This window comes from Sphingomonas sp. Leaf32, assembly GCF_001421765.1.
GTDB lineage: Bacteria > Pseudomonadota > Alphaproteobacteria > Sphingomonadales > Sphingomonadaceae > Sphingomonas.
The window spans coordinates 71,795-89,145 of the sequence record NZ_LMLA01000009.1; the positions used below are offsets into that span (position 1 = coordinate 71,795).

Below are 17,351 nucleotides of genomic sequence, written 5' to 3' on the forward strand. Positions count from 1 at the left end.
TCCCTTCTCCGGCGAAGCCTTTCGGAGTCGCTGCAAAGAGCGATGACGGCCGCTGGCGCGGCGGACCACTGCTAAAGGCGACACCCCTCCGCGCCTCCGCGCAAAATCTAGCTTCTTACTATCTCCGCGCCCCCGCGCCTTCGCGTGAAAACCAGATCACCCGCGACGCTGCGGCCGATACGGCTTGGCCGCATGACGCGGCGGCGCGCCGGTGGTGCGACGCTGCGGAGCAGCGGGCGGACCGGCCATTTGTTCGAACATCAGGTCGTCGTCGGGCGTGGCCGTCCGCTTGACCGATGCGATGAACTTGCCCGCGATCGCCTTCGGAATTTCGAACGCCGACTCGTCGTTGGCGATGCGGATCGCGCCGATCTCGCCCTTGGTGATGTGTCCGCGACGGCACAGCAGCGGCAGCAGCCAGCGCGGGTCGGCATTGTGCCGGCGGCCCACGTTCATGCGGAACCACACCGTGTCCTCGAACCCCGGACGCGGCCCTTCCGGCCGTTCGCGGCGTTCGGGTGCGCCACCGGCCGACAGTTCCTCAGGCGCCGGCAGCTTGGCGCGATAGGCACGCACCAGCAGCGCGGCGATGTCTTCCGGCGTCTTTTCGGTCAGCAAACGCGCGCCCAGCTCGACATCGGCCTCGTCGAACTCGACCGGCTCGGCCAGCTTCGCGAGCAGGCGTTCGCGATCCGCCGCGTGGATTTCCTCCGGCGTCGGGACACCGATCCATTCGGCGTTGATCTTGGCATCGCGCAGCAGCCCTTCGACGCGGCGACGGCGCTGGAACGGCACGATCAGTGCCGCGATCCCCTTCTTGCCCGCACGGCCGGTACGACCCGAACGGTGCTGCAACGCCTCGGCATCGCGCGGCAGTTCGACATGGACGACGAGGCTGAGCGACGGCAGATCGATGCCGCGCGCGGCGACGTCGGTCGCGACGCAGACGCGAGCGCGGCGGTCGCGCAGCGCCTGCAACGCATGGTTGCGTTCCGACTGCGAATGCTCACCCGACAATGCGACGGCATCGAACCCGCGCTCGACCAGGTTGGCGTGCAGGTGGCGCACCGCTTCGCGCGTGGCGCAGAACAGGAAGGCGGTATCCGGCTCGTGCAACCGCAGCAGGTTGACGACCGCGTTCTCGATGTCGTTCGGCGCGACGGTCATCGCCTGATAGCTGATGTCGCCGTGACCGCGCTCCGCCTCGCGCGTGTCGATGCGGAACGCGTCCTTCTGGTAGCGCTTGGCCAGCGCCACGATCGGCTTGGCCAGCGTAGCCGAGAACAACAGCGTGCGGCGCTCGGCCGGCGTCCCGTCGAGAATCCCCTCAAGGTCCTCGCGGAAGCCCATGTCGAGCATTTCGTCGGCTTCGTCGAGGATCGCGACCTTAAGCGCCGACAGGTCGAGCGCACCCCGCTCGAGGTGATCGCGCAGACGGCCGGGCGTGCCGACGACGATATGCGCGCCGTGGCTCAGGTTGCGGCGTTCGCGGGCGGCATCCATCCCGCCGACGCACGACACGATACGCGCACCAGTCGGGCCATAAAGCCACAGTAGTTCGCGCGCGACCTGCAGCGCCAGTTCGCGGGTCGGCGCGATGGCCAGCGCCAGCGGCGTGCCGGCGCGCGGCATCTTGTCGTCGGCGTCGAGCAGGTCGCGTGCCATGGCGAGGCCGAAGGCGACGGTCTTGCCCGAACCGGTCTGCGCGGACACCAGCAGGTCGCGTCCTTCGGCATCGGGCGTGAGGACAGCCGCCTGGACGGCGGTCGGGGCTTCATAACCACGCGCGGAGAGCGCCGCGGCGAGCGGTTCGGGTAACGTCGAAAAAGGCATGGGGTGCCAGATGGCTCCAAATTGCGGCCACGGCAAGGCCAAGCGTATCGTTTACCATGCAACCCGTACGCGAATATGGCAAAAGATTTTCGTTTGTCGGCTTCCGTACCCCGATATTGCCGCCCCGGCACCCTGTTCCCACATCGGGTTCGAAGGGATTCGCGCCATGTCGATCGATCGCCGCCGCCTGCTCGAACTCACCGGAATGTCCGCGCTCGCCGCGCTGATCGGTTGCGCACCCGAAGCCAGCGAGGCCGCACCGGCCTTTCCGTTCAGGCTGAGCGACGCCCAGTGGGAGGCCCGCCTGACCCCGGCGCAATACAATGTGCTGCGGCAGGAAGGGACCGAGCGCCCGTACAGCAGCCCGCTGAACGACGAAAAGCGCAAGGGCGTGTTCGCCTGCGCCGGCTGCAGCCAGCCGCTGTTCCTGTCGTCGACGAAGTTCGAAAGCGGCACCGGCTGGCCCAGCTTCTATGCGCCGCGCTCCGGCGCCGTCGTGAACCGGACCGACCGATCGCTAATGATGACGCGGACCGAAGTGGTGTGCAGCCGCTGTGGCGGGCACCTCGGCCATGTATTCGACGACGGGCCGCCGCCCACCGGCAAGCGCTACTGCATGAACGGCGTTGCGATGACGTTCCGCCCCGCCTGAATGGCAAAAAGCCCGCCACACATCGTGTAGCGTGCCTTTTTACGAGCGCTTGCGGAAAACGATCAGTCGTTGAGCGCGACGACCATCCGCGCCTGCGCCGACTGGCCGCTGGCACCGCCCTGCGTCGGAGCCGGCGGATCGGTCTTCACGATCACCAGCGGCGCGCCCAGTTCGCTGCCGCGCGGCGCGTGCTTGGCATAGATGAAGCCGTTGGCGGGATAGGCCGAGGTGCCGAGGCCACCGAGCGGACCGAACCACACCTTCACTTCGCTCCAGTCGCCCGCCGCCGATACGTCGATCGCTCGGACGTCATGTTCGACGCCGCCGCGGCGCGACCAGTTGGCGTGGGTCAGCAGCACTTCGCGGTCACTGACGACCTTCGACACCATGGCGACATGGCCGAGACGCATCTTCGAGGTTGCAGCGAAGGAGAGGACGGCGCCTTCCTTGGGAGAATGGCCGCGTTCGTACTTGCCGGCGGCCTGACCCCACCAGGTATGGGCGTTACCGAAGATTTCGACGCCCGAAATCTCGCGTGCATAGGGGGCGCATTGCCAGAAGCGGGCCTGGGCCGGAGCCACCATCGCCAGAGCGCACGAAACCACCAGCGCGAAACGCGCTGCCACAGCACCAAACTTCATCTGACCCCCACGGCCCCACGAATGTGTTGAGCGGCATTGAGCAGGGTTTGCAGGCGGCGGAAACCCCACCGGCGACCAAATGGGAACCAATTCCGACGAACCGTGTTTGCGCGGCGATGACCGGCGGATGAACCGAATGCCGCCGGTCGTTTACCTGCCCCCGCCGCCCGATTTCACCGCGATGCCGGATGCGACGAACCGTGTGACACGGATGTTGCATCGCAGCACCGAACCTGTTCCGATGTGTCGTCAGTCGGGATTGCCGTGTTTCGTTCAGCAAGCCGTTAACCATTGTTCGGCAATATCCGGTTGGTTGTAATCTTGGGCGGGGAGTTCAGAGATGGCGATTGCACGCAGGCCGGCCGAAGGCGCGATGACGCTGGCGGAGATGAAAGAGTTCGCGACCTTTTCCTCGGCGACGCAGCGTTATATCCGCCGCTCGCTCGACATCGGGCTGGACCGCGACGACGCGATGCGCCGCTGGTCGCGCGACGTGGTGGAGGCCGCCAGCATCCGCGCGCAGGCCCGCATCTATGATCGTTTGCCCGACATCCGCGCCTGCATTCCCGAAGACAGCGGGCTGGACGCGATCGAGCCGTTCATGACGCCGCTGCTGACCGTCACCGCCTTCGACCTGGGGCAAGGGCGGCTGACGACCTTCGGTGCCTATCGCTTCCTCTATGAACGGCTGGTCGGGCCGGAGTCGCGCCCGTGGCTGCCCGCCGCCTTCTGCGCTTCGGCCGCGCTGCCGCACCTGCACCCCGAATTGCGGCGCAAGCTGCTGCAGTCGCTCAGCGAAGCGGCGGCGACCGCGTCGGGCTGGTCGATGCGGCAACCCGCCTTCTATCCGGCTTGGGTCGAAAAGGTCGAAGCCGGCGCGCCGATGCACTGATCGACCGGGCGGGGTCAGCGACAGGCCCCGCCATAGCCGCGCTTCGCCTGATCGAAGTGGAAATGGTCGCGGTGCGCGGCGTTATAGTCGGGCGACAACACGGTCGAGAACACGCCGCACGCGCCGTCGCGCACCTCGCGCAGGAACGCGGCCCTGGCGGCATCGTCGCGCCCCTGCCCCTCCGTCCAGTCGCCGACGACGCTTACCCGCCGCCCGTCGCGCAGCACGAACGCGGCGATGTCCAGCGCGTTGGCGGTCGCATGTTCGCTGAACGCGCCGGTGTCACGGCCGTAGAGGCGACGGCAGTTATAGCTACCGAAATTCTCGATCGCGGTCACCGGTTCGCCGAAATGCTTTTGCGCGGCGGGCTGCACGACCTGCCACTCCCATAGCGCCATCGCCGTCGCCACCCGGCACGACACGCCGACATCGGGGGTGATGGCGATGCCGCGCGACCCGCCCCCGCGCATCCGCACCGCATCGTCATAGCCGCACTGCCCAGCCCCGTCGCGCGGCGGCAACGCGGTGTAGCGCACGCCTGCCGCATCGAGCAGCGTCCGGCACCCGGCGAAATCCCCCGCCAGATCGCCGATCTTGCTCCGGGTGAACATGCCGATCGGCTGCGACAGGTCGAGCGGCGTCCACGGCACGTCCTGCGGGCGGCTACGGGTAAAGGCATAGAGCGCAAAGGCGATCGCGGCGAGGATGGCCAGCCAGACGAGGGTACGGATGCCGACCGCCAACGCCTTCATCCCCGCACCGCGCGATCCATCGATTCCGCCGTCACCGGATAGCCCAGATCGTCGGGAATGCAGACGAACCGCTCCCCCGCCCGCTCCTCGATCCAGGGCGTGATCGTCCGTACCGGCCAGCGGCGCGCATCGGCCAGCACCCCGGCCACATCGTCCTGCCGTGCCAGTCGCTCCAGCACCCGCCGGGTCGGATACAGCAACGTCGCCTCTGCCCGTTCCGCCGCCTGCAACGCATCGCCGGCGGTGATCCACAGCGTCCGGACATTCTCGGTCGCGTCGACCTGCGCGGGCGGCGCGGCGTCGGGCAGACGTGCGACATAGAACCATGTGTCGAACACGCGCACCGGCACATGGTCCGGCCGCCACCGGGCATAGGGAATCAGCGCGGACGGATCGACCGGGGCGAGGTCGCCGATCGGCGCTCCCCCGGCCAGCGCCGCGCGCATCGTGCCGACATCGCCATCGACTCCGATCGCGATCCCAGCTTCCTCGATCGTCTCGCGGATAGCAGCCAGTCGCGGCGCAAGATCACCGTCGCCCATTACCATCGCCAACGCTTCGTCACCGGGGTCGATCCGCCCGCCGGGAAACACCAGCGCACCGCCAGCAAAGGCCATCGCCGCCGCCCGCTCGACCATCAATATCTCCGGCGGTCCCGCGGCACGGTCGCGCAACAGGATCAGCGTGGCGGCGGGAATGGCGGCGGTCATCACGGAGAGTTGGGAAGCGTCCCCGGGGTTGTGAAGGCGGACGGTGCGCGAACCAGTCGCCAGCCATCGGGCAGATAATCCAGCGACATGTAATAATAGAACACGCACGTCCCGTCCGGTCGATAGCTCGCGCCCTTCAGCAATCCGATGGCGGTCGTGCCGATAAAGACCGGGCCGCCACTGTCGCCACCGCGACACCCCGGCCCCGCCACCGCGACCCAGGTCGGCAGGCAGGGGCCGCCGCACAGATCGCCCGATGGCGCGAAGTCGACCATCTCGACCTCCGCACAGCTATAGCCGCTATGCTCGCCCCGATGGCAGACGATATCGCCGACACGAGTCCTCGCCCGGCTGCGCTGTCCCTCGACCGGGCGCGACACGGTGCGCGCGGCGTCGGAAAAGAAGCGCGGCTGCACGGCTTCCGGACTGGCATTGATCTGCACATCGTGAAAGCCCCAGCCCCATTGCCCGATAAAGGTCAGCGGCGTGCGGGTGCCGTCCTTGGCGACATGCTCCAGCGTGTCCGGGCAATGCGCAGCGGTAACGATGCCGTTCTGGACGCCATCGGTCACGACGAAGCCGGTCGTGCAATAGAAGCGCCGTCCGCTGACCGGATCGGGACCGATCAGCCGCGATCCGCCGACCACCTCCCCCGACAGGTCCAGTTCGGGGCGACCGCTGGTGGCGATGCGGACGGGGACGCCGGTCAGTGCTTCTACCCGTCGCTTGAGCGCCGCGACATCGCCCGCTGCATCGGCCGCGCCGATCAGGATCAGCAGTTCGCCACGCCGCGCGTCGATGCCCAAGGCGGGCGGGCGCTGGACCATTGCCCGGATCGCCGCTTGATGCCGGGTGATCGCCGCCAGCATCTGCACGCGGGTGGCGCCCGCGCCGGTGCGGAAGCGGATCGGGATCGTCAGCCCATCGATCGCGACCTGACCGTCGGACACGGCGCGTGTACCGGTCAGCAGGACGGTAACGCCACCATCGCGCTCGACCACGGTGCCGGCCACCCGGTCGCGATATTCGCCCTCGATCCAGTCGGTCACCGCGACGCTCGCCGCCTGCTTGCGCAGCAGGATCAGCGCGTCGGCCGGGTCGATCCCACGCGTGCGGGCGACTTCGGCGGCGTCCTGCGCCAGTGCGGTGTCGGCGGAAACGACGACGGCGGCGTCCTGTGCCGCGGCGGGAGTTCCCACCGCCAGCGCAAGCGCCGCCGCCCACCATCGAAACATGGACCGGATCAATCGAGCCGGCGTGCCAGTTCCTTGTTCAGCGCCAGCGCCGCCAGCGTGCCGACCGCACCCGACAACAGGTACAGGCCCGACGCGATCAGCCCCAGCTTGCCCGCCAGCGCCAGCGCGACCAAAGGCGCGAAACCGGCACCGAACAGCCAGGCGAGATCGGAGGTCAGCGCCGCGCCGGTATAGCGCGAATCCTTGGCGAAGTTCGCCGCCACCGTCCCCGACGACTGACCGAACGACAGGCCCAACAGGATGAACCCGGTAATCATGAACGCGATCTCACCCGCATCACCGCCGTTCAGCAGCAGCGGCGCAAGGCCGGAAAACAGCGCGATGGCAATCGCGCCGATGCCCAGCAGCGTGCGGCGTCCGACATGGTCGGCCAGCACGCCCGAGATGACGATGGCGAAGATGAAGAAGATCGCGCAGGCCGTCTCGATCCACAGGAAGCGGGCGATTTCCTGGTCGGTGAACAGGAAAATCCACGACAGCGGAAACACGGTGACCATGTGGAACAGCGCAAAGCTTGCCAGCGGCACCAGCGCACCGATCGCGATCGTCCGCCACTCGCGCTTGACGGTCGGCAGCACCGGCGACGCCTTCAACTCGCGATTCTCGAACAGCGCGGTATATTCCGGCGTCACGACGATGCGCAGCCGGGCGAACAGCGCCACGACGTTTAGCGCGAACGCGACGAAGAACGGATAGCGCCAGCCCCAGCTGATGAAATCCTCAGCACTCATATAGGCGGTGAAGAAGGCGAACAGCGCACTCGCCACCATCAGGCCCAGCGGCGCGCCGAGCTGCGGGATCATCGCATACCAGCCGCGCCGGTCCTGCGGCACGTTCAGCGCCAGCAGCGACGCCAGCCCGTCCCACGCGCCGCCGAGCGCAATACCCTGCAGGATGCGCAGCGCCGCCAGCAGTATCGCAGACCATGCCCCGACCTGCGCATAGCCGGGCAGGAAACCCATCGCCACGGTCGACGTGCCGAGCAGGAACAGCGCGATGGTCAGCTTGGTGCCGCGTCCGTGCCGCCGGTCGATCGCCATGAACAACAGCGTGCCCAGCGGCCGCGCGAAGAACGCCAGCGGGAACAAGGCGAACGAATAGAGCGTGCCGGTCAGCCGATCGACATAGGGAAACATCAGTTGCGGGAACACGATCACCGATGCGATCGCATAGACGAAGAAGTCGAAGAATTCCGAGGTACGCCCGATGATGACGCCGATGGCGATCTCTTCGGACTGGACGTTCACCTCGCCATCCCCATGGTTGATGGCGCGAGCGTCGGCCTCGATGTCGCGGGAATGAACGGCCTCGGCCATAGGGACTCCAAGCGTTGCGCGAAACGATGCGCGGGTAGGACTGAATATGCGCCCGTTATCGCAATGCACCAAACGCGGGGATAGGACAAAATGTCCTATCGCAGTGCAGCATCGACAGGCATAGGGCGCGGCCATGATCCTGCCCCGCTCGCTTCCGTGGCACAGGCCACTGCGTTCGCTCCTGCCCCTCGCGGCCCTGCCGCTGCTGGCCGGATGCGACATGGTCGTGCTCAATCCCGCCGGCGACGTTGCGCGCCAGCAGGCCGACGTCCTGATGATCTCGGTCGGCCTGATGTTGCTTATCATCATTCCGGTGATGGCGCTGACCGTCTGGTTCGCGTGGAAATACCGCGCGAGCAACGAGAAGGCGACGTACAAGCCCGACTGGGACCATTCGACTGCACTCGAACTGGTCATCTGGTCCGGCCCGTTGCTGATCGTCATCGCGCTGGGCGCGCTGACGTGGATCAGCACCCACCTGCTCGACCCTTATCGCCCGATCGGGCAGATTTCGGCGGGCAAGCCTGTGCCGCAAGACCAGCAGCCGCTGGAGATCCAGGTCGTCTCGCTCGACTGGAAATGGCTGTTCATCTATCCCGAACAGGGGATCGCGACGGTCAACCGCCTCGTCGTGCCGGTCGATCGCCAGGTGCGATTCCGCCTGTCGTCGTCGTCGGTGATGAACACCTTCTACGTCCCCGCGATGGCCGGCATGATCTATACGATGCCGGGCATGGAGACGAAGCTGCACGCCGTGCTGAATCGTCCGGGCACGTTCGAGGGCATGTCGGCGCATTATAGCGGTGCCGGCTTCTCCTACATGAACTTCAAGACGACCAGCACCGACGCTGCCGGATTCGACAAGTTCGTCGCGGGTGTGCGGGCGATGCCGAACCGGCTGAACACCGCGCGCTACCTCGAACTGGAAAAGCCCAGCGAGAAGGTGCCGCCGATGGGCTTTGGCGGCGTGGAGAATGGGCTGTTCACCCGCATCGTGCAGATGTGCGTGAAGCCCGGCACGCCGTGCATGACCGAAAGCATGGGTCATGGCGGCCATGGTGGCGCGACCAACAACCGACTGCCCGAAGGGGAGCGTACCAAGGGCGCGCTGGAAAAGGCACCATCGGATTATGGTGTCAGCCCGCACAGCAGCGGCGACGCGCCGCAAGGGTCGTCCGCCGCCCCCGGTGCCGCCGATCCGGGCAGTGATGCCAACCGCAACATGACCCGCATCGCGCCGCCCGCGATCCCGGGCCGCAACGCTCCGGCACTTGGCTGAGACAAGCAATCATGTCCGATACCCTGACCAAGCTGATATTCGGGCGCCTGACGCTCGAAAGCTTCCCGATCCACGAACCGATCATCGTCATGACCTTCATCGCGGTCGCCATCGGCGGCGCGGCGGTGCTGGCGGCGCTGACCTATTTCAAACTGTGGGGCTATCTCTGGAAGGAGTGGTTCACCACGGTCGATCACAAGCGGATCGGGATCATGTACATGATCCTGGGCATCGTCATGCTGCTGCGCGGCTTCGCCGACGCGGTGATGATGCGCGCGCAGCAATCGATGGCGTTCGGCCAGAACGAGGGGTTTCTGAACGCGCATCACTATGACCAGGTGTTCACCGCCCACGGCGTCATCATGATCTTCTTCGTGGCGATGCCGCTGGTCACCGGGCTGATGAACTACATCGTCCCGCTCCAGATCGGTGCGCGCGACGTGTCCTTCCCGTTCCTGAACAATTTCAGCTTCTGGATGACCGCGTCCGGCGTCGTGATCGTCATGGCCAGCCTGTTCGTCGGCGAATTCGCGCGCACCGGCTGGCTGGCGTTCGCGCCGTTGTCCGGGCTGGATTATTCGCCGGACGTCGGGGTCGACTATTATATCTGGGCGCTGCAGCTGGCGGGCGTTGGGACATTGTTGTCGGGCGTCAACCTGATCGCGACCATCGTCAAGATGCGCGCGCCGGGCATGGGCCTGATGAAGATGCCGATCTTCACCTGGTCGGCGCTGGTCACCAACATCCTGATCGTCGCCGCTTTCCCGGTGCTGACCGCCGTGCTCGCGCTGCTGTCGCTCGACCGCTATGTCGGCACCAATTTCTTCACGAACACGCTGGGCGGCAACCCGATGATGTACGTGAACATGATCTGGATCTGGGGCCACCCGGAAGTCTACATCCTGATCCTGCCGGCGTTCGGCGTGTTCTCGGAAATCGTATCGACCTTTTCGGGCAAGCGGCTGTTCGGCTATACGTCGATGGTCTACGCGCTGCTGGTCATCACCATCCTGTCGTACCTGGTGTGGCTGCACCACTTCTTCACCATGGGGTCGGGGGCGAGCGTCAATTCGTTCTTCGGCATCACCACGATGATTATCTCGATCCCGACGGGCGCGAAGATCTTCAACTGGCTGTTCACCATGTATCGCGGTCGCATCCGCTACGAACTGCCGATGCTGTGGGCGATCGCCTTCATGCTGACCTTCACCATCGGTGGCATGACCGGCGTGTTGCTCGCGGTGCCGCCTGCCGACTTCGTGCTGCACAACTCGCTGTTCCTCGTCGCCCACTTCCACAACGTCATCATCGGCGGCGTGGTGTTCGGGATGTTCGCCGGCATCAACTACTGGTTCCCCAAGGCGTTCGGCTTCAAGCTGGACAAGAAATGGGGCTTGGTCAGCTTCTGGTGCTGGTTCGTCGGCTTCTGGGTCGCGTTCACCCCGCTCTATGTGCTGGGCCTGATGGGCATCACCCGTCGCCTGCGCCACTTCGACGATCCGAGCCTGCAGATCTGGTTCGTGATTGCCGCCGTCGGCGCCGCGATCATCGCGGTCGGCATCGCCGCTTTCCTGGTGCAGATCGCCGTCAGCATCATGAACCGCGACAAGCTGCGCGACTTCACCGGTGATCCGTGGGGCGGTCGCAGCCTCGAATGGGCGACCTCATCGCCGCCGCCGGACTATAACTTCGCGTTCACACCCGTCGTCCACGACATGGACGCGTGGTACGACATGAAGCAGCATAAGTATGCGCGTCCCACGGAAGGCTTCACCGCCATCCACATGCCCAGCAACACTTGGGCGGGGATCGTGCTGGCCGGCATCTCGACCGTCTTCGGTTTGGCGATGGTCTGGTACATCTGGTGGCTGGCGGCATTGTCGTTCGTCGCGGTGATCGGTGTCGCGATCTTCCACACCTTCAACTATCATCGCGACTTCCACATTCCGGTCGAGGAAGTCATCGAGACGGAGCGGCAGCGCACTGCCGACCTCCAGGCCGCGGGGGCGTAAAGCATGGGTTCGTCGGTACAAATCCCCGCAGGCGCATCGGAACGCGCCTATCATCTGGCGGAGGAGCATGAGCATGAAGCCGGGTCGAGCACCATGCTCGGCTTCTGGCTCTACCTGATGAGCGACTGTCTCATCTTCGCCATGCTCTTCGCCGCCTATGGCGTCTATTCGGGCAGCACCGCGGGTGGCCCGGACGCCAAGGAACTGTTCGACCTGCCGCTCGTCGCGCTCAACACCGCGATGCTGCTGTTCTCTTCGATCACCTATGGCTTCGCGATGATCGCCGCCGAACAGGGAAAGAAGGGTGCGACGCTCCGCTGGCTCGCCATCACCGGCGTGTTCGGCCTCTGCTTCCTCGGCATCGAACTCTATGAGTTCAGCCACCTGATCCACGAAGGCGCCGGACCGCAGCGCAGCGCGTTCCTGTCCAGCTTCTTCACGCTGGTCGGCACCCACGGGCTGCACGTCACCTTTGGCTCCGTCTGGCTGGTCACGCTGATGGTGCAGGTCGCCAAATACGGCCTCGGCGCGGCGAACATGCGCCGGCTGATGTGCCTGTCGCTGTTCTGGCACTTCCTCGACGTCATCTGGATCGGCGTCTTCACCTTCGTCTATCTGCTGGGAGTCCTCTAATGGCTGGCCACGCCCATCACGACGCGCACGGCCATGGCGGTCACGGCGACGCGCCCGCGCACGGGTCGCGCAAGGACTATGTCATCGGCTTCCTGCTGTCGGTGCTGTTGACCGCGATCCCCTTCGCACTCGTCATGACCAACGCCTTTGCCGATACGCGGATCACCGCCGGCATCGTCATGGTCTGCGCGGTCGTGCAGATCGTCGTGCACATGATCTACTTCCTGCACATGAACACCAAGTCGGAAAGCGGCTGGACGCTGATGGCGCTGATCTTCACCGTCGTGCTGGTGGTGATCGTGCTGTCCGGATCGCTGTGGGTCATGTACCATATGAACGTGAACATGATGCCGCAGATGTCCGGGGACATGAGCGCGATGTGACGAAGGGCCGGTCGATCCGACGCATCCTGATCGTCATCACGATCGGATGCGTCGTCGCCGGCCTGATCGGGCTGGGCGTGTGGCAGCTGCAGCGGCGGGTGTGGAAGCTGGACCTGATCCAGCGCACCGAAGCGATGCTGCGCTCCCCGCCCGTCCCCGCCCCGCCGCCTGCGGCATGGGCCGCGATCGCGAAGGACGACGCCTATCGCCCTGTCATCGCCACCGGGCGCTATCGACCCGACGCCGATACCTATACCCAGGCCGCGACTGCCCTTGGCGGCGGTTTCTGGGTCCTGACCCCGCTCGACACCGGGCGCTTTACCCTTCTCGTCAATCGCGGCTTCGTAACCCCGGAGCGTCGCGGGAAGGTCGCCGCCCCCACCGGCACCGTCACCGTACGCGGCCTGTTGCGGATCACCGAGCCGGACGGCGGCTTCTTGCGCAGCAACATGCCCAGCGAAGACCGCTGGTACTCGCGCGATGTCGCGGCGATCGCTGAAAAGCGCGGGCTGACCAACGTCGCCCCCTATTTCATCGACGCCGTGGCCGACCGACAGGTCGAATGGCCGCGCGGCGGGCTGACCGTCGTCACCTTCCGCAACAATCACCTCGTCTATGCGCTGACCTGGTTCGGCCTCGCCCTGCTGTTGGCCGGCATGACATGGTGGGTCGCCCGGCGCGAACCACGGGCGTAACATGCGCCCGATGCAGCCCGCCGCCCCTGCCCCGACTCCGCGCCTGCCCGCGTCCGATGGCGTCGGCCGCAACATGCTGCTGCTCGTCCAGTTGCGGTGGCTGGCGGTCGGCGGGCAGCTGGGTACGATCCTCGTGGTCGACGGACTGCTCGGCATCCGCCTGCCGCTGATCCCGATGGCCAGCGTGCTGGCGGCTCTGGTCCTGCTCAACCTCGTCACCCTTGCCCGCCGGTCACGGTGGAGCGATACCAACCTGCCGCTGTTCGCCGCGTTGGTCCTCGACGTCGCGGCACTGACCGCGCAACTCTATCTGTCGGGCGGCGCGCGCAATCCGTTCGTGTCGCTCTATCTGTTGCAGGTCGTGATCGGCGCGATCCTGCTGAAGGTCTGGTCGAGCTGGGCGCTGGTCGCAATCACCAGCGGGGCGTTCGCGCTGCTCGGGCCGTTCCACCGGCGGCTCGACCTGCCGCCCGCCTATGCCAGCAGCCTGTCCGACGCCTATCTGATCGGCAACTGGATCAATTTCGTGCTGGCGGCAACGCTGCTGGTTGCCTTCGTCACGCGCATCGCCGCCAATCTGCGCGACCGCGATACCAAGGTCGCCCGGCTGCACCAGCGCGCGGTGGAGGAGGAGCATATCGTCCGCATGGGCCTGCTCGCCAGCGGTGCGGCGCATGAACTGGGCACGCCGCTGTCGTCCATTTCGGTGCTGCTCGGCGACTGGAAGAACGAACCGGCGATCCGCCGCGATCCGCGCTTCGTGGCGGAGGTCGACGACATGCGGGCGGAAGTCATGCGCTGCAAGGAGATCGTGTCGGGCATCCTGTTCGCGGCGGGCGAGGTGACCGGCGAAGCGCCGACCCGTACGACGCTGCGCACTTTCCTCAACGACACGCTCGACCGCTGGCGCGGCAACGATCCCGCGCGGGCCGTGTTCGAGGATCGTCTTGGTCCCGACGTACCGATTGTCGCCGACCGCGCGTTGTCGCAGGCACTGACCAACCTGCTCGACAATGCGGTGGAGGCGGGCGGACGCAACATCGCGTTACTGGCGCTGCGCGACGGATCGACGCTGCGCCTGACGGTGCGTGACGACGGCAACGGCTTTTCGGACCGCATTCTCTCGCAGCTCGGTAAGCCCTATAATACCAGCAAGGACCGGCAGGGAGCGGGCCTGGGCCTCTATCTCGCTACCAACGTGCTGCGCCCGCTGGGTGGTACGATCGAGGCATTGAACCGCGACGGCGGGGGAGCGGAGACGACGCTGATCCTGCCGATCGATTCGCTGGCGCTGGAGAAGACGCGATGACCGGGCGCCGATTGCTGATCGTCGAGGACGACGCCACCTTTGCCCGCACGCTCTGCCGTTCGTTCGAACGGCGCGGCTATGCGGTGGAGGTGACCGGCGGCCCCGACCGGCTGGAGGAACTGGCGCGCGACTTCGCCCCCGACCATGCGGTGGTCGACCTGCGGCTGGGCGGGGCATCGGGGCTGGCGTGCGTATCGGTGCTGTCGGCGATCGATCCGGCGATGCGGATCGTCGTGCTGACCGGCTTCGCCAGCATCGCGACGGCGGTGGAGGCGATCAAGCTGGGCGCCACCAACTATCTGACCAAGCCGGCCAACACCGACGAAATCGAGGCGGCGTTCGCGCGGGTGGAGGGCAATGCGGATGCCGACCTGACCGCCGCCCCGACCTCGATCAAGACGCTGGAATGGGAACATATCCACCAGACGCTGGCCGACACCGGTTTCAACATCTCCGAAGCGGCCCGCCGCCTGGGGATGCATCGCCGGACGCTGGCGCGAAAGCTCGACAAACGCCATCTTTCTTAGATGCCGGGGGTTCGAAACCACCCCGCCCCTGTGGTATCGGACGTCAAAGGGGAACGGTTCATCGTGCGGCAGGTTCGAATGCGATACAGCCTGCGTGCCGCACCGGAAGAGTATAGGATGAAGAGCATTACCGACCACCGCCATCGTTTCGATCGCCTTGCACGCCGCGTGCTGCTGGCCGGCATCGCCATGACCGGCGCGACCGGTGCCATGGCGCAGGTGACGCCGCCGCCGGTCGTGCCGACGCTGCCGACGACCCCGTCGCTGGTGCAGCCGATCCCGGCACCCGCCCCGCTGCCGACGCTGACGGCGGCGCAGGAGAGCGAACTGGCACGGTTGCTGGCGCGCGACGCGGTGGCGCAGGGGTTGAAGGACCGCGAACCGTCGCTGACCGGCCTGACCGGCCCCGCGCTGGTCCGGGCCGCGCTCGACCATGCCCATGCGGTGCGCGCCGGCCGGCTGGACAATAGCGATTTCCAGAAGGATTGGGCGATGCGCCCGCAGGCGTTCGATCCGCTGCCGTCGTTCCACGATGCGGTGGCGAAGGATCGGCTGGCGGCGTGGATCGCCTCGCTTCCGCCTCCTTATGCAGGCTACGACACGCTCGTCGCCGGTCTTGCCCGCTATCGCAAGATCGCCGCGAACGGTGGTTGGCCGGTCATCGGTGCAGGTTCCGAAATGCGGCTCGGCGGTCGGGGGCCGCAGGTCGCCGCGCTGCGCAAGCGGCTGGCGATCGAGGATAGCGATGTGTCGGCGAACGGCGATACGTTCGACCAGTCGCTGCTCGACGCCGTACGCCGCGCCCAGCGCCGCTATGGCCTGAACCCCGCCGGACAGGTCGGCGCGCAGACCGTCGCGTCGCTGAACGTGCCGGTCGGCGAGCGGGTCAAGCAGATCAAGGCGAATATGGAGCGGTGGCGCTGGCTGCCGACCGAGCTGGAAAAGAACCGCATCCAGGTCAACATCGCCGCCGCCGTGCTGACGGTGTTCGACGGCGACCAGCCGGTGACGTCGATGAAGGCGGTGACGGGCCGTCCGGGCGACGAGACGCCGATGCTGACCTCCACGATCCATTCGATCGTGCTCAATCCGCCATGGAACGTGCCGTCGTCGATCGCCGATAAGGAATTGTGGCCGAAGGAGCGGGCGAATCCCGGCTATCTGAAGCGCAACGGCTTTCGCGTGATCGAGATGGAGGGTGGCGGGCGGCGGCTGCAACAGGCGTCGGAGAACAGCGCGCTCGGCCGGTTCAAGTTCGATTTCGACAATCCGTTCGCGGTGTATCTGCACGATACGCCGGCGCAGGCGGGGTTCGCCAAGTTCGACCGGTTGGCCAGCCATGGCTGCGTCCGCCTCGAAAAGCCCGAGGATCTGGCGCGCCTGTTGCTGCGCACGACCCCCGAATGGCCGGCGGAACAGATCGACACGACGCTGGCGTCGGGCAAGACGGTGCGCGCCAAGGTCGCCGATCCGGTGAAGGTGTATCTCCTGTACTGGACTGCCTTCGCCACGCCGAACGGCACGATGAGCTTCCGCGAGGATCCGTATAAATGGGACGGCGTGCTGGCGAACAAGATCGCCGCGCGCGCCGAAGCCAGCCAGTTGGCGGCACGATAAGGGGATGGTGATGAAGAACGGATGGCGCGCGGCGCTGCTGGCTGGCAGCGGCCTGTTGCTGGCGACCGGTATGGCGGGATGCTCGAACGACAATGTCGACGAGGCTCCGATAGAAAACAGCGCGTTCGACGAGGACGCACCGCCCCCGACCCCGCTGCCGATGGAAAATTACGAGGCGGCACCGACGATCACCGAGAACCTGTCGGCCCCGGCACCGGCCGAAGACCTGCCCCCGCCCCCGCCGGTCGCACCCGACCAGCAGGTGCTGGACGACGCCTCCGCGACCGGCATGACCTCGCGCTCGACGCGCAGGCAGGACAGCAGCGACGATGCACCGGTCGACGACACGATGTCGAACCAGCAGGAAGCCGACGCCCCGAACGGTTAGGGGAATCGACATTCAGCTACGCCCGGTGTCGTTCCTGATCGCAGCCTCCAGCCTCTCCGCCACCCTGGACTTGTTCCGGGGTCCACGGCGGGGCTATCGGTACGGCGTGAGCCTCTAGCGACCGCAATTGCGGCTCGGTGGACCCCGGAACAAGTCCGGGGTGACGGAATGTCGATCGGTCCTAGCGGGAATTCCTTGGCCTGTATCGCCACCTGCCCTGCGGGGTGGCGGCGGGCCATTTTGGTATCGGTGCAATCGACACCATTGGTGCCAGCGGCAAACGCCACTTCGTCAGGCATTTCCTGTTGCACGCCCGCCAAGCACTTCCAGGGCGGATCGACCTTCAGCCAATCCGAGGGTGATCGCTGAGCGACGTACGATCCTTCCGCCACCCCGGGCTTGTTCCGGGGTCCACGGTGCGGCGATCGGTGCGACCAGTGCTTCTCAGGACAAGGT

General features: G+C 66.4%; 17 protein-coding genes. 11 read left to right on the forward strand and 6 right to left on the reverse strand.

What is annotated here, in order from left to right; genetic code table 11:
- Nucleotides 1–156: 156 nt before the first annotated feature.
- Complete coding sequence (locus tag ASE83_RS12600) at nucleotides 157–1,833, reverse strand: DEAD/DEAH box helicase (RefSeq protein ID WP_055790519.1); 1,677 nt, start codon at nucleotides 1,831–1,833, stop codon at nucleotides 157–159.
- Nucleotides 1,834–1,999: 166 nt separating this feature from the next.
- On the opposite strand from ASE83_RS12600, the gene msrB reads away from it, so the two are divergent.
- On the forward strand, nucleotides 2,000–2,485 hold the full coding sequence (msrB, locus tag ASE83_RS12605) for a peptide-methionine (R)-S-oxide reductase MsrB (RefSeq protein WP_082443329.1): 486 nt from the start codon (nucleotides 2,000–2,002) through the stop codon (nucleotides 2,483–2,485).
- Nucleotides 2,486–2,547: 62 nt separating this feature from the next.
- Here the strand turns inward: msrB and ASE83_RS12610 are convergent, their stop codons facing one another.
- Nucleotides 2,548–3,126 carry a CHAP domain-containing protein gene (locus tag ASE83_RS12610; protein ID WP_055790522.1) on the reverse strand — a complete coding sequence of 193 codons (579 nt, stop codon included), beginning with the start codon at nucleotides 3,124–3,126 and terminating at the stop codon, nucleotides 2,548–2,550.
- A gap of 340 nt (nucleotides 3,127–3,466) precedes the next feature.
- Here ASE83_RS12610 and ASE83_RS12615 point away from each other — a divergent pair, with 340 nt between their 5' ends.
- On the forward strand, nucleotides 3,467–4,018 hold the full coding sequence (locus ASE83_RS12615; RefSeq protein ID WP_055790525.1) for a hypothetical protein: 552 nt from the start codon (nucleotides 3,467–3,469) through the stop codon (nucleotides 4,016–4,018).
- A gap of 14 nt (nucleotides 4,019–4,032) precedes the next feature.
- On the opposite strand, the gene ASE83_RS12620 is transcribed toward ASE83_RS12615, so the two are convergent.
- The 4 genes from ASE83_RS12620 to ASE83_RS12635 are packed head-to-tail and all read right to left on the reverse strand — an operon-like array spanning nucleotide 4,033 to nucleotide 8,052.
- Complete coding sequence (locus ASE83_RS12620; protein WP_055790528.1) at nucleotides 4,033–4,770, reverse strand: extensin-like domain-containing protein; 738 nt, start codon at nucleotides 4,768–4,770, stop codon at nucleotides 4,033–4,035.
- Nucleotides 4,767–5,480, reverse strand: coding sequence for an NUDIX domain-containing protein (locus ASE83_RS12625; protein WP_055790530.1), 714 nt, complete (start codon nucleotides 5,478–5,480; stop codon nucleotides 4,767–4,769). Before ASE83_RS12625 ends, ASE83_RS12620 begins: the two co-directional genes overlap by 4 nt.
- Entirely contained in the window at nucleotides 5,480–6,715 is a 1,236-nt protein-coding gene (locus ASE83_RS12630; protein WP_055790533.1) for a hypothetical protein, read from the reverse strand. The genes ASE83_RS12625 and ASE83_RS12630 overlap by 1 nt, the downstream gene beginning before the upstream one ends.
- A gap of 8 nt (nucleotides 6,716–6,723) precedes the next feature.
- Entirely contained in the window at nucleotides 6,724–8,052 is a 1,329-nt protein-coding gene (locus ASE83_RS12635; RefSeq protein WP_055790537.1) for an MFS transporter, read from the reverse strand.
- Nucleotides 8,053–8,185: 133 nt separating this feature from the next.
- Here ASE83_RS12635 and cyoA point away from each other — a divergent pair, with 133 nt between their 5' ends.
- The 9 genes from cyoA (at nucleotide 8,186) to ASE83_RS12680 (ending at nucleotide 16,895) form a co-directional block, all read left to right on the forward strand.
- Nucleotides 8,186–9,331 carry a ubiquinol oxidase subunit II gene (gene cyoA, locus ASE83_RS12640; protein WP_200921897.1) on the forward strand — a complete coding sequence of 382 codons (1,146 nt, stop codon included), beginning with the start codon at nucleotides 8,186–8,188 and terminating at the stop codon, nucleotides 9,329–9,331.
- Between the two features lie 11 nt (nucleotides 9,332–9,342).
- Entirely contained in the window at nucleotides 9,343–11,343 is a 2,001-nt protein-coding gene (gene cyoB, locus ASE83_RS12645) for a cytochrome o ubiquinol oxidase subunit I (RefSeq protein ID WP_055790540.1), read from the forward strand.
- A gap of 3 nt (nucleotides 11,344–11,346) precedes the next feature.
- Entirely contained in the window at nucleotides 11,347–11,976 is a 630-nt protein-coding gene (gene cyoC / locus ASE83_RS12650; RefSeq protein ID WP_055790543.1) for a cytochrome o ubiquinol oxidase subunit III, read from the forward strand.
- A complete protein-coding gene (cyoD, locus tag ASE83_RS12655) occupies nucleotides 11,976–12,359 on the forward strand; it encodes a cytochrome o ubiquinol oxidase subunit IV (protein ID WP_055790546.1) in 384 nt (127 codons plus the stop codon). The genes cyoC and cyoD overlap by 1 nt, the downstream gene beginning before the upstream one ends.
- Nucleotides 12,356–13,054 (forward strand): SURF1 family protein, encoded by a 699-nt coding sequence (locus ASE83_RS12660; protein WP_055790550.1) that lies wholly within the window; start codon nucleotides 12,356–12,358, stop codon nucleotides 13,052–13,054. The genes cyoD and ASE83_RS12660 overlap by 4 nt, the downstream gene beginning before the upstream one ends.
- 10 nt (nucleotides 13,055–13,064) lie before the next feature.
- Complete coding sequence (locus tag ASE83_RS12665) at nucleotides 13,065–14,363, forward strand: ATP-binding protein (protein ID WP_055791179.1); 1,299 nt, start codon at nucleotides 13,065–13,067, stop codon at nucleotides 14,361–14,363.
- Nucleotides 14,360–14,890 carry a response regulator transcription factor gene (locus tag ASE83_RS12670; protein ID WP_055790553.1) on the forward strand — a complete coding sequence of 177 codons (531 nt, stop codon included), beginning with the start codon at nucleotides 14,360–14,362 and terminating at the stop codon, nucleotides 14,888–14,890. The genes ASE83_RS12665 and ASE83_RS12670 overlap by 4 nt, the downstream gene beginning before the upstream one ends.
- Nucleotides 14,891–15,007: 117 nt before the next feature.
- Entirely contained in the window at nucleotides 15,008–16,507 is a 1,500-nt protein-coding gene (locus ASE83_RS12675) for a L,D-transpeptidase family protein (RefSeq protein WP_082443330.1), read from the forward strand.
- Nucleotides 16,508–16,517: 10 nt separating this feature from the next.
- Nucleotides 16,518–16,895: a hypothetical protein gene (locus tag ASE83_RS12680; protein ID WP_156353096.1), complete on the forward strand. Its 378-nt coding sequence runs from the start codon at nucleotides 16,518–16,520 to the stop codon at nucleotides 16,893–16,895.
- The last annotated feature ends 456 nt before the right edge of the window (nucleotides 16,896–17,351 follow it).